The sequence below is a fragment of the Microbacterium sp. NPDC078428 genome (assembly GCF_044542535.1).
Classification (GTDB): domain Bacteria; phylum Actinomycetota; class Actinomycetes; order Actinomycetales; family Microbacteriaceae; genus Microbacterium; species Microbacterium limosum.
Window position 1 is genome coordinate 163,212 of record NZ_JBITUP010000007.1, and the last position, 11,960, is coordinate 175,171.

General features: G+C 68.0%; 11 protein-coding genes. 8 read left to right on the forward strand and 3 right to left on the reverse strand.

The features are described 5' to 3' along the window. Window positions 1–23: 23 nt before the first annotated feature. Window positions 24–479 (reverse strand): flavodoxin domain-containing protein, encoded by a 456-nt coding sequence (locus ACIGCK_RS13205; protein WP_396666686.1) that lies wholly within the window; start codon window positions 477–479, stop codon window positions 24–26. Next, window positions 476–1,738 (reverse strand): FAD-dependent oxidoreductase, encoded by a 1,263-nt coding sequence (locus tag ACIGCK_RS13210; RefSeq protein WP_396666688.1) that lies wholly within the window; start codon window positions 1,736–1,738, stop codon window positions 476–478. The genes ACIGCK_RS13205 and ACIGCK_RS13210 overlap by 4 nt, the downstream gene beginning before the upstream one ends. Before the next feature lie 180 nt (window positions 1,739–1,918). On the opposite strand from ACIGCK_RS13210, the gene ACIGCK_RS13215 reads away from it, so the two are divergent. From ACIGCK_RS13215 to ACIGCK_RS13250, 8 genes are read left to right on the forward strand one after another with little or no spacing between them, the layout of a single operon-like run. Next, on the forward strand, window positions 1,919–2,668 hold the full coding sequence (locus ACIGCK_RS13215; protein WP_396666690.1) for an HD domain-containing protein: 750 nt from the start codon (window positions 1,919–1,921) through the stop codon (window positions 2,666–2,668). A gap of 10 nt (window positions 2,669–2,678) precedes the next feature. Next, the gene (locus ACIGCK_RS13220) at window positions 2,679–3,545 is read left to right on the forward strand and encodes an IclR family transcriptional regulator (protein ID WP_396666692.1); all 867 of its coding nucleotides are present in this window, start codon (window positions 2,679–2,681) and stop codon (window positions 3,543–3,545) included. Window positions 3,546–3,575: 30 nt separating this feature from the next. Then, a complete protein-coding gene (locus tag ACIGCK_RS13225; RefSeq protein ID WP_396666694.1) occupies window positions 3,576–4,847 on the forward strand; it encodes a cytochrome P450 in 1,272 nt (423 codons plus the stop codon). After that, on the forward strand, window positions 4,844–5,923 hold the full coding sequence (locus ACIGCK_RS13230) for a PEP/pyruvate-binding domain-containing protein (RefSeq protein WP_396666695.1): 1,080 nt from the start codon (window positions 4,844–4,846) through the stop codon (window positions 5,921–5,923). The genes ACIGCK_RS13225 and ACIGCK_RS13230 overlap by 4 nt, the downstream gene beginning before the upstream one ends. A 56-nt stretch (window positions 5,924–5,979) precedes the next feature. Then, entirely contained in the window at window positions 5,980–7,842 is a 1,863-nt protein-coding gene (locus tag ACIGCK_RS13235) for a PEP-utilizing enzyme (protein ID WP_396666697.1), read from the forward strand. Window positions 7,843–7,868: 26 nt separating this feature from the next. Continuing rightward, a complete protein-coding gene (locus ACIGCK_RS13240) occupies window positions 7,869–8,618 on the forward strand; it encodes an SDR family NAD(P)-dependent oxidoreductase (protein WP_396666699.1) in 750 nt (249 codons plus the stop codon). Window positions 8,619–8,634: 16 nt separating this feature from the next. Continuing rightward, window positions 8,635–9,375 carry an HD domain-containing protein gene (locus ACIGCK_RS13245; protein ID WP_396666701.1) on the forward strand — a complete coding sequence of 247 codons (741 nt, stop codon included), beginning with the start codon at window positions 8,635–8,637 and terminating at the stop codon, window positions 9,373–9,375. Further along, complete coding sequence (locus ACIGCK_RS13250; RefSeq protein ID WP_396666702.1) at window positions 9,372–10,901, forward strand: aldehyde dehydrogenase family protein; 1,530 nt, start codon at window positions 9,372–9,374, stop codon at window positions 10,899–10,901. Before ACIGCK_RS13245 ends, ACIGCK_RS13250 begins: the two co-directional genes overlap by 4 nt. Before the next feature lie 69 nt (window positions 10,902–10,970). Here the strand turns inward: ACIGCK_RS13250 and ACIGCK_RS13255 are convergent, their stop codons facing one another. Then, complete coding sequence (locus ACIGCK_RS13255) at window positions 10,971–11,900, reverse strand: ornithine cyclodeaminase family protein (RefSeq protein ID WP_396666704.1); 930 nt, start codon at window positions 11,898–11,900, stop codon at window positions 10,971–10,973. Window positions 11,901–11,960 lie beyond the last annotated feature (60 nt).

Sequence of the window (11,960 nt, forward strand, 5' to 3'; positions counted from 1 at the left end):
GCAGCTTGCGGCTCCCTCGGCCTTTACGCCGTCGCGGTGACGTGTTCCGCGATGATCGCCTGCGCCCAGGCGATTCCGACCTCACTGGGGTCCTCGAACCCCGACGCGTCGTGGCGGCCGTACTCGCCGATGCGAATGGCACCGAGCCTGGCGAACAGTCGGTCGAGGTGCTCGCTGCCCTGGCTGTACGTGTCGACATACGCCCGGTCGCCGAGGCCGAACATCGCATAGCGGAATCCGGTCAGATCCCGTTGCGACTGCTCGAGCGAATCGAAGAACGGGCGAGCGCCTGCCGGAAGGTCGCCCTCGCCATGGCTGGAGCACACCACGAGATAGAGATCGCGAGGATCGAGATCAGCGGGATCGAAGTCCGACATGTCCTCGACTCGCACCTCGACGTCGCGCAGTGCGCCGGCGATGTCCTCGGCGACCATCTCCGAATTACCCGACTCCGTTCCGTACAAAGCCACGATTCTCATCGGCCATTCCCCTCGTCGTCGTGTGAGCTCGTCAGGACCAGAGCAGGCTCGTCGTGCGTCGGGTGCCCGAGCAGGGCGTCCCACGTGCGGAGCTTGCGCCGAGTCCGCCCCGGTTCGGCGCTGGCGACCTCGACCGCGTCTATTCGATTCCAGTGCTCGATCCCCTTCGCGCGTTGCCGCACCTCGAACGGAAGCCCATCGAACCCGGGCAGCGCCATGCTCCCGCGACCGGCGAGGCTCGAAAGCACCTGGTCGGCGACCTGGCGTGCATCGTTCCGGTTGTCGGGGATGGTGCCGACCGGGCCGCGACGCGCCCACCCGACGGTCCGGACCCGCGGGTCGGATGCCGTGGCGGAATGCCCCGTGAAACCCACCGCGGTGATGATCGTCTGGGCGGGGATGACATGCTCGCCGGTCGCGTCGTGCACTCGCAGTCCCTCGACCCGGGTCGCGCCGACGATCTCGACCGGACTCGTTCGGAATCGCAGGACAAGGCGCACGCGCGCGGGCGACGCACCCGCAGAGGCAAGAGCACGAACCGTCTCGCTCTTGGGATCGCTCGCATCGGGATCGATACCGTGCACCTCGATCCGGATCCCCAGGATCTCGCCGAGTTCGCGAACCGCCGCGCGATCGAACTTCGCGTTCTCCGCACCCGAACGCGCGATGAGCGTGATCGAGCGGAGCTCGGAGGTCAGACGGCGGTGCGCAGAGTCGTCCATGTCGGATCCCTCGTAATGCTCGGGGGCCTTGGCGAGCAGCCGGACCACGTCGACCGCGACGTTGCCTGCCCCGATGACGACGGCATCCTGACCGCAAGGGGGCGGCGCGTCGACGTCCGGATGCCCGTTCAGGAACCGCGTGACCGCGCCCGCGCCGAGAACGCCCTGCAGCCCCGCCCCCTTCAGCTCCAGGGGCATGTCCACGTGCAGTCCCGTCGCCACGACGACCGCGTCGAAACTCTCGAGCAGGTCGTCGACCGAGAGGTCTCGCCCGAGCGTGATGTTGCCGGCGAAGCGCACCCGCGGCGATTCGAAGAGTTTCTCGAACTGACGCACGACGGACTTCGTGCCCTGGTGGTCGGCCGCGACGCCATAGCGCACGAGCCCGAAGGGCACGGGCAGCCGGTCGAACACGGTGACGCGTACGCTCGGATCGGCCTTCGTGAGGAACTGGGCCGTGTAGCACCCGCTCGGCCCGCTCCCGACGACGGCGATCTGCGGGGCGATAGTACGGGCCGTCCCGAATGACTCACGCATCTGACGGCCTCCTCTTCTCGGCCGTCATGGCCAAGTGACGCCTCATGGTACTGAGCGGCGCGACCGGGAGTGGGGATAGAGTTCCACTGAGTGGTACGGGTCGGTTCGTCGGGCCCTGAGTCTCCCAGGGTGGGAACACGCAGACAGGGCCGCAGAGGCCCGGACAGGAGCTCCACGACGATGGCCGAGATTCCGCAGATTCACGACCGCTCGGCCATGAAGCTGACCCCGCGAGGGCGGATTTTTCACAGCGACGTCTCCGCGTTCGTGCCGACCGACGCCCCGGGCGTGATCGACCTGGCGAGAATGGCACCGGTTCAGCCCGACGGCAGGCGCGTCGATCTCGTCGCCATGTGGGAACGTGCAGCACCGCTCCTCGAGACGCGGGACAACGACGCGCACTCGCTCCAGGCTCTCGGCATCGCGACGGCGCTGTGCGCCGAGCTGCCCGACGCCGATCCGGTGGTGACGCTGCCCGCCATCCTGCTCCATGACATCGGGTGGTCGCAGGTGCCGCCTCATGAGGTGCTCGGGGCGATCGCGCCCGGCGGCGGCCGACCCGAGCTGGTGCGCATGCACGAGGTCGAGGGCGCACGATTGGCGCGCGCAATCCTGACGGATGTCGGGCATGACCCGGCCGCGACCGACCGCATCGTCGAGATCATCGATGGACACGACACGCGCACGCACGCCCTCTCGATCGAGGACGCGATCGTCAAGGACGCCGACAAGACCTGGCGCGTGACCGCGCACGGGCTGGATGTCGTCATGGAGTGGTTCGGACTCGACCGCGCGCAGGCACTGCGCCTCTGCGCCTCGCGGGTGCTCGATCACCTGTTCACCGAGCCGGCGCGGGCGCTGGCCCGCGGATTCATCGCCGTGAACTCCGTCGCGATGTGGACGCAGTTCACCTCGCTCGCCGACGAGTGATCGAGGGTGCATGTCCGGCAGGAACAGTGACGGAAGCGGCGTTCTCGAACGGGTGATGCTCATCTTCGAGGCGTTCGAGCGCACCGCCGGCCCCCAGACCCTCACCGAGCTGTGCGCGGCGACGGGCCTGCGCAAGGCGACGATGCACCGCCTGCTGACCGGCCTCGTGGACTCGGGTCTTCTCGCGCGCACGGCCGAGAACCGCTATGCCCTCGGCATCCGGCTGTGGGAGATCGCCCAGAATGCGGGCCGACAGCTGCGCGATGCCGCGCGGCCCTTCCTGCAGGACATGTTCTCCCTCGTGGGTGAGACGACCCACCTCGCCGTGCGGGAGGGCGACGAAGTGCTCTACATCGAGCGCATCTACGGCACCCGTCGCGTGCCGCGCGCCTCGCGCGTGGGTGGTCGCCTCCCCATGCACGCGACGGCCGTCGGCAAGGCGATCCTCGCGTTCGAGGAGGAGTGGGTGCGCGACGCCTACCTTCACCGCGAGCGGATGGAACGGGCCACCGCGCACACGGTCGTGGACCCCGACGCACTCCGCAGTGAGCTCGACGAGGCGCGACGCCGAGGGTACGCGATAACCCGCGAAGAAGCCCGGCTCGGTTCCTGCTCGATCGCGGTTCCCGTGTTCCAGGCATCACAGGTGGTCGCCGCCGTCGGGGTGGTTGTGAACCCTGAGCAGGTCGACACGATGGGACGGTTCGTCCCCGCGTTGCAGGGAACCAGTCGCCGCATCGAGAAAGCGACCGCCCACTTCTCGTGGGAGACCCTCTACCAGACGGGACTCTCGTCACCTCGCGGCGCTCGGGCCCACTCAGTGGAACGAGCGGCCCGTTCGACCGGAGCGGCTCCTAACGTGGGACCACGCTCTTGAGCGCATGTGAGATCCGAGCGAAGGAGCACGATGACCACCGCTGAGACCCGTACCGGTCGCTGCCCCGTCATTCACAACGGCGGCGAGGACTACGGCTACGAACCATTCCAGATGAAGGATCCGTTCCCCTCGTACGAACGGCTTCGCGAGGAGGCTCCGATCGCCTTCGACGAGCGCATCGGATACTACGTCGTCACCCGTTACGACGACATCAAGGCGATCTTCGCCGATCCCCACACGTTCTCGAGTGAGAACACGGCCGCTCCCGTCCGGCCGTACGGTCCGCCGGCGAAGCAGATCATGGCCGACGGCGGCTTCTCGGTGTACTCGGGGCTCAGCTCGAGACAACCGCCGGAACACACCCGTATCCGCTCGGCCGTGGTCAAGGGATTCACCCCCCGACGGCTGCGTCAGCTCGAGCCGGCGATCCGAGAGCGCGTGACCGAGCTGCTCGATGCGATGCTCGGCGCCCCGGACGAGCAGGGCGAGATCGTGCGCGACATCGCCTACGACCTGCCCACCGAGACGATCTTGAAGCTCATCGGCGCAGACCCGCACATGGTGACGACGTTCAAGCGCTGGAGCGACTCGCGCGCCGCGATGACCTGGGCAGACCTGGACGACGAGCAGCAGATCCCGCACGCGCACAACCTCGTCGACTACTGGCAGGAGTGCCAGCGGATCGTTTCTCGCTGGAAGGAGAGCCCCGGCGACAACTTCACGAGCGACCTGCTGCGCGCCCAGGCCGAGGGCGACCCGATCACCGATCATGAGATCGCATCGGTGCTGTACAGCCTGTTGTTCGCCGGTCACGAGACCACGACGACCCTCATCGCCAACACGCTGCGCGTGCTTCTGCCCGCGCGCGAGCAGTGGCAGGCGATCGTCGCCGACCCGACCGCGATTCCCGCCGCGGTCGAAGAGGTGCTGCGCTATTCCGGCTCGATCGTCGCGTGGCGGCGCCGCGCGACGCGGGACGCCGAGATCGCGGGTGTTCCGATTCCGCAGGGCGCCGACATCCTTCTCGTCATCGGGTCGGCCAACCGCGACGCGAGCCGGTTCCCCGATCCCGACGCCTTCGACGTGTCGCGTCCCAATGTGCGCGAGCACCTGTCGTTCGGGTTCGGCATCCACACCTGCATCGGTGCGCCACTCGCGCGCATGCAGGTCAAGGTCGTGCTGGAGGAGCTGACCCGCCGGGTGCCGCAGTTGCGCGCGGTCGACCCCGACGGAATCGAGTTCCGCGAGAACCTGTCCTTCCGAGTGCCGACCGCTGTTCCGGTCGCGTGGGACGAGGTGTGACGCTCGTGATCCCCGTCGTTCATTCCTTCACCGATCTCACCCACGGTGCAGTCGCCATCCACGGCGGAAAGGGAGCGTCCCTCATCACGATGACCGGTGCCGGCATGCCCGTGCCACCGGGGTTCGTGATCACGACAGGTGCGTTCGATGAGTTCCGGGATGCCAGCGGGCTGTCCGAGCTCATCGATTCGGAGCTCGACGAGCTGGACGTCGACGACGTCACGTCTGTGGATGCCGCATCCGCACGCATTCGCGCAGCGCTCCAGGAGGCGCCCATCCCCGACTCCGTGCGCGCGCAAGTGCACGACGCGTACGACGCACTCGTGCGCCGGGCCGGTGGCGAAACCGCCGTCGCCGTGCGCTCCAGTGCGACGGCCGAGGACCTTCCGGATGCATCCTTCGCCGGCCAGCAGGACACCTTCCTGTGGATCCGCGGCGCGGACTCGGTGAAGGAGCACGTCCGACGCTGCTGGGCGTCGCTGTACACGTCGCGGGCGATCACCTACCGGCGCTCGAACCGCATCGACGAGTCCAACCTCTCGATGGCGGTCGTCGTGCAGAAGATGGTCAACGCGCGGGCCGCGGGAGTCGCGATGACACTCGACCCCGCCACGGGCGACCGTTCGAAGGTGGTCATCGACGCCTCCTACGGCCTCGGCGAACTCGTGGTCTCGGGCACCGTGACACCGGATAGCACCATGCTCGACAAGATCACTTTCGCCGTCGTCCGCCAGCACCTCGGCGAGAAGGCCCGAGAGCTCGTCCCCGAAGGCGACCTCCTCGTGGAGCGCGACGTCGATGCCGCGCGACGCGGGGTGCCCTGCCTCGATGCGGCGGAACTGCGCGCCGTTGCCGCTCTCGCCAAGCGCGCGGAGAAGCACTACCGGGTCCCGCAGGACATCGAGTGGGCGATTGATGCCGACCTGCCCGACGGGGAGAACCTGTTGCTGCTGCAGGCGCGACCCGAGACCGTACACCGAGCGAAGCCCCCGACGGCGACCGTGCCCCAGCAGGCTTCGGCGAGTGGATTCTCGCTCGGAAGTATCACCGCGTCCCTGACGCGGGTTTCTGCCTGACCGATTCATCCTCACGAACCCGACGCAATGAAGCGTCGGAGAAAGCACGGTGTCCCATGGCGTTCCGATCTTTCCCGAAGCCGTCCGACCTCACTGTTCCGGAAGGGGCCGAGGGCTGGGAGAAGCTGTACCCCTACTACCTGTCCTTCCAGGACGACCAGCTCTCCGGCGACGACGAAAAGTTCTGGTTCTGCGATAGTCAGCACTGGCCGACGGTGTTCCGCCCGTTCGAGACGATCACGGGGGAGTTCGCCGTCAAGTGCCTCGGGCAGTTCAACGCGCGACATCTCCTCATCCCGAACGCGAACGGGATCGAGTTCCGCGTGCATCTCGGCTACCTCTACATGTCGCCGATCCCGGTACCCGCCGACAAGATCGCCGACCGCGTGCCCCACTTCGAAGAACGCGCCGGCTACTACTTCCAGAACTGGGAGCCGTTGCTGGAGAAGTGGTACGGAAAGGTCAAGCAGACCATCGTCGAGATCGAGGCGCTGAGCTTCGACAAGCTGCCCGAAATGGTGCCGATCGACGACATCCGTTCGGGAAAGTCCAAGGATGGCTCAGAGGTTCTTCTGGAGAACTACGACCGTCTGATCCAGCTCTGCTACCAGGCGTACCAGTACCACTTCGAGTTCCTCAACCTTGGATACATCGCCTACCTCGACTTCTTCATGTTCTGCAAGCAGGTGTTCCCCGACATCCCCGAGCTGAGCATCGCCACGATGGTCCAGGGCGTCGACATGGAACTGTTCCGACCCGACGACGAGCTCAAAAAGCTCGCGGCCCTCGCTCACGAACTCGGGCTGGAGTCGGCGTTCGGCAACACCGGCGACGTCGAGGGGACCCTCGCCATGGTTCGGGCCCTGCCCCGAGGCGACGAATGGATCGCCGCCTACGAGGGCGCCCACCAGCCATGGTTCAACTTCACCGTCGGCAACGGCATGTACGGCCACGACAAGTACTGGATCGAGCACCAGGAGATCCCGCTCGGCTACATCCGCGACTACATCCAGCGCCTGCAGGAAGGCCACCAGATCCAGCGACCGATCGCGGACCTGATCGCCGAGCGAGAGCGCATCAAGGCGGAGTACCGGGAGCTGCTGGAGGGCGAGGCGCTGGAGCAGTTCAACGCCAAGCTGGCCCTCGCGGAAACCGCCTACCCGTACGTCGAAAATCACAACTTCTACATCGAGCACTGGACTATGAGCGTCTTCTGGGCCAAGGTGCGGGAACTTTCGCGGATGCTTCAGGCAGAGGGCTTCTGGCCCGACGAGGACGGCATCTTTTATCTCGGACGCACCGAGGTGCGCGACGCGCTGTTCGACCTGGTCACCGGATGGGGTGTCGGCGCCGATCCCGTCGGCCCGTCCTACTGGCCCGCCGAGATCGAGCGCCGCCGCGCGATCGTCGATGCACTCAAGACGCAGAGGCCGCAGATCGCGCTCAACACTCCGCCCGAGGAGATCACCGAGCCGTTCACCTCGATGCTCTACGGCATCACGACCGAGCAGGTCAACACCTGGCTCTCCGACGACGAGAGCGGCGGCAACGTGTTGCGGGGAATGGCGGCATCGCCTGGCTCGGTCGAAGGGCGCGCGCGCGTCATCGCGAGCCCGGAAGAGCTCGACCAGGTGGAGGAGGGCGAGATCCTCGTGGCCTCCGTGACGGCCCCGTCCTGGGGCCCGATCTTCGGAAGGATCAAGGCCACCGTCACCGACATCGGCGGCATGATGAGCCACGCCGCGATCGTCTGCCGCGAGTACAACCTGCCTGCGGTCACCGGCACGGGCACGGCGACCACGACGATTCGCACGGGACAGTTGCTCCGCGTCGACGGAACGACCGGAATCGTCGAGATCGTCGACGAGGCGGCCGGCGTCGCGGACGCACTCGTCGGCGCGCACGGCCATCGACACTGACGCAGCAAACTGAGAGGAGCGACGACGTGACAGCGAACACGACGGGCACGGCCCTCATCACCGGGGCCGGCGGGGGGCTGGGGCGAGCGATCTCCCAGGCGCTCGCTGCGCGCGGCATCACGGTCGTCGCTGCGGACATCGATCTCGATCAGGCGCAGGAAACGGTGCGCCTGATCGAGACCGAGGGGGGTCGGGCGTACGCCGTGCCCGTCGATGTCACCGATCCCTCCTCGGCAGCCGCCGCCGTCGCGGCCGCGACCGCGGCGGCGGGACCCCTCACCGCGCTGGTGAACAACGCGGCGATCTACGCCACCATTCGGCGCTCCCCGTTCGACGAGATCACCGTCGACGAGTGGGACCGAGTCATGGCGGTGAATCTGCGCGGCCCCTGGGTGATGGCTGTCGCGGCGCGCCACGCGCTGCAGGACGGGGGGCGGATCGTCAACATCTCCAGCGCGACGGTGTTCAGCGGGTCGGAGCAGTGGGCGCACTACGTCGCCTCGAAGGCTGGCGTCATCGGACTCACGCGTGTGCTCGCCCGTGAGCTCGGGCCACGTGGCATCACCGTCAATGCCGTGGCCCCGGGCTTCACCCTCACCGAGGCCAGCTATGCACTCATCGAGGACGCCGACAGTTACGGCGTGACCCGGTCGGCGCTCAAGCGCTCGGCGCAGCCCGACGACATCGTCGGCGCCGTGCTTTATCTCACCGGCCCGGACAGCGGGTACATCACTGGACAGACCCTCGTCGTCGACGGCGGCCGCCAGTTCATCTGAGACACCCGGGAGAACCATGTCGAATCTGACCTCACCGACCACCGCGAGTGGCGACGACGCGACCGTTGACACCCGACGGGCCGAAGCGTTCGCTCAGGCATACCCGGTCCAGCCGATCCCGACAACGGGATCGATCGACACCTCGCCCATCTCGATGACGCCCTCCTCGGCGGCCGACCTCGATGCGATCTGGCAGGCCGTCGAGCCGGAGTCGCGTGCGCGCCGGAACGACATCCATCTCCCCATGTCGCTCGCGTTCGCCGAACGACTGTGCGACGCGCACCCCGATGCCGACCGCCTCCTCGTGCGGGTGGCGACACTCCTGCACGACACGGGCTGGGCGAGAGTGGATGAGACCCGCATCATCCCGGAGGGCTTCGGCCCCGACTGGCGCAGTTCCGGGATCCGATTCGAGCACGAACGGCAAGGATGTCTCGTCGCGAGTGAGGTTCTCCCGCCGCTCGGTTACGACCAAGCCTTCCTCGACGCGGTCTGCGCGATCATCGACGGCCACGATACGCGTCCGGTCGCCTACAGCATCGAAGATGCGCTGATGCGCGATGCCGACCGGCTGTGGCGATTCACGCACACGGGAGTCGCGATCTGCGCGCCCTGGTTCTCGATGACTCCGGCTCAGTACACCGACCGCCTCGAAGCCAAAGTGCTGCCCGAACTGCTCACGGAGGCGGGTGCGCGCATGGCCCGCGCGGAGCTCGACCGGTCACGGGCACTGCTGAAGACAGCGGTGCTGCGGTGAGCTCGGTCGCCTCGGCCGGAATCGCAGGGCGCCTCCACGCACTGGACCTCCCCGTTCGGTACGCCGACGACATGTTCATCGACGGCACCTGGGTGCGCGCGCAATCGTTGGAGCGCCGCAGTGTGATCGATCCGGCGACGGCGCAGGAGTGGGGCAGCGTGCCGGTGGGTGATCGGGCGGATCTCGACGCCGCCGTCGCGAGCGCACGGCAGGCATTCGATCGCGGGCCCTGGCCGCGCTTGCCGCCGTCCGAGCGGGCCGCGGTGCTTCGCCGCGCCGCCGACCGCCTCGAGTTGCTCGCCGAGCCGATATCCCTCACCAACACCCTGGAGAACGGCACGCCCGTGGCGGACAGCGGCGGCGCGGCGGCCAACGCTGCGTCGATCTTCCGCTATTTCGCCTCGATCGCACCGCTGCTCGAGTCCGACGATGTGCGGCCGGCGCCATCCGGCACGCATGAGACGATCGTCCGCCGCGACCCGGTCGGCGTCTGCGCGCTGATCGCACCGTGGAACTTCCCGATCAATCTCGTCGTCGTCAAGCTCGCCCCCGCGCTTCTGGCCGGCTGCACGGTCGTGATCAAGCCGGCGTCGCTGACCCCCCTCTCGGTTCGGTTCATCATCCAGGCGCTCACGGAAGCGGGGATCCCCGACGGCGTCGTGAATCTCGTGACGGGGTCGGGATCGCTCGGCGACGAGCTCGTGCGGCACCCCGGCATCGACAAGGTCGCCTTCACCGGCTCGACCGAGGTGGGTCGCTCCATCGCTCGACAGTGCGGCGAGCTGCTGCGCCCCGTGACCCTCGAACTCGGGGGAAAATCCAGCGCGATCGTCCTTCCCGACGCCGACATGGCGACCCTCCGCGCAGTTCTCATCCGCTCGAGCCTGCGCAACACCGGACAGACGTGTTACATATCGACCCGCATCCTCGTTCCCGACGCCCGTCACGATGAGGTCGTCGACGCCATCGTGCAGACCGTGGGCGCAGCAGTGCAGGGCGACCCCCTCGACCCGGCAACGGTCTTCGGCCCCATGGCAAGCGCCGCGCAGCGATCCAGCGTGCTCGCCCATATCGCCTCGGCCCGGGAGCAGGGCGCTCAGGTAGCACTGGGCGGATCGGCGGCGACGTTGCCAGCGCCCTTCGATGCCGGATACTTCGTCGAGCCGACGGTCCTCACCAGCGTGACCCCTGAGATGGATGTCGCACGCGAGGAGATCTTCGGGCCGGTGCTGACCGTCCTCCGCTACTCGGAGGTGGACGAGGCGATCGCCATGACGAACGCGACCGAGTTCGGCCTGGGCGGCATCGTATTCGGTGCTGACACGCGCGAAGCGCTTCGGGTGGCCGACCGCGTCGACAGCGGCAGCGTCGGCATCAACTTCTTCGCCTCGAACCATGCGGCACCGTTCGGCGGGCGGCGTGATTCTGGATTAGGTGTGGAGTACGGGCCCGAGGGCTTGCACGCGTACCTCACCTACAAGTCGATCCATCGCCGCGCATCCACCACGGGCAGAGATCCAGCGTGATCCGACCCCCCGGCGCCCTGCTGAACTGCGGGTGCCGAACGATCACCCGAGCATGAGCCCGGCATGAGGCTACGTGGCCGCGACACTGCTCCTCCCGCGGCGGAACGCCCGATAGACCGCATCTGCGACGACGAGGTCCTGCCACCCCTGCCCCACCGACTTGAACACCACCGGCCCTGCGCGCCGGGGCCGGTGACCCCTCGGGCCGTTCGCGCGGATCAGGTCGCCCAGGGGCACGAGTCGATCGGCGCGCAGCGCACCCGACGCGATCGCCAACACGACGTCGCCGGCCTCGCGCAGCGCCGTCGGGACGTCCTCGATCACCACCATCGCTCGACGCATCAGGACCGGATCGAGCTCCCTGCGTTCGGGATGGTGGGAGCCCACCGCGACGACCATCGCGTCATCCCGGACCATCGCGCCATCGAAGAGCGGACTTCCCGCGCTGGTCGCGGTGGCGATGATGTCGGCTCGGCTCACGTCACCGGCGACACCGACCGCCGCGGGGATGCCGTGCTCGCCGAGCCGCTCGACGAGGGCCGTCGCGCTCTCGGGTGAGCGCGAGACGATCCGGATGTCGTCGATCGTGCGAACGGCGCGCAACGCGTGCACGTGGCCCTCGGCCTGCGGTCCCGCGCCGAACACCACGAGGCGGTGAGCATCGGGCGCCGCGAGCTCGTCCACGGCGACCGCCGAGAGCGCCGGGGTGCGGAGCGTCGTCAACGCCGCACCATCCAGCACGGCGCGGGGCGTGAGCGTCTCGGAGTCCATCAGGATGTAGGTCGCCTGGATCCGGGGATGACCGAGCGCGTCGTTTCCCGGCGCGACGGAGAGGACCTTGACGCCCGCCATCCCACCGTGCTCCCCCGGCATCAGGAGGAGCTCTCCGCGCGCCGTCGGAACGGCGGTGCGAGCCGGTTGTCCGGCCGGATCCAGACCGTCGCTCAGAGCCGACTGCAACTCCGTCACCGCGTCGCGCCAGGATACGAGCGAACACACGGTGGCCGCGTCTATCGTCAACACGCCGGACGCCGCCCACCGTTGTGGAGTCCATCGCGA

What these genes read in the sequence shown, in the direction of transcription:
- ACIGCK_RS13205 (WP_396666686.1), bottom strand. Translation starts at nt 479, where the DNA reads ATGAGAATCGTGGCTTTGTACGGAACGGAGTCGGGTAATTCGGAGATG.
- ACIGCK_RS13210 (WP_396666688.1), bottom strand. Translation starts at nt 1,738, where the DNA reads ATGCGTGAGTCATTCGGGACGGCCCGTACTATCGCCCCGCAGATCGCC.
- ACIGCK_RS13215 (WP_396666690.1), top strand. Translation starts at nt 1,919, where the DNA reads ATGGCCGAGATTCCGCAGATTCACGACCGCTCGGCCATGAAGCTGACC.
- ACIGCK_RS13220 (WP_396666692.1), top strand. Translation starts at nt 2,679, where the DNA reads ATGTCCGGCAGGAACAGTGACGGAAGCGGCGTTCTCGAACGGGTGATG.
- ACIGCK_RS13225 (WP_396666694.1), top strand. Translation starts at nt 3,576, where the DNA reads ATGACCACCGCTGAGACCCGTACCGGTCGCTGCCCCGTCATTCACAAC.
- ACIGCK_RS13235 (WP_396666697.1), top strand. Translation starts at nt 5,980, where the DNA reads ATGGCGTTCCGATCTTTCCCGAAGCCGTCCGACCTCACTGTTCCGGAA.
- ACIGCK_RS13245 (WP_396666701.1), top strand. Translation starts at nt 8,635, where the DNA reads ATGTCGAATCTGACCTCACCGACCACCGCGAGTGGCGACGACGCGACC.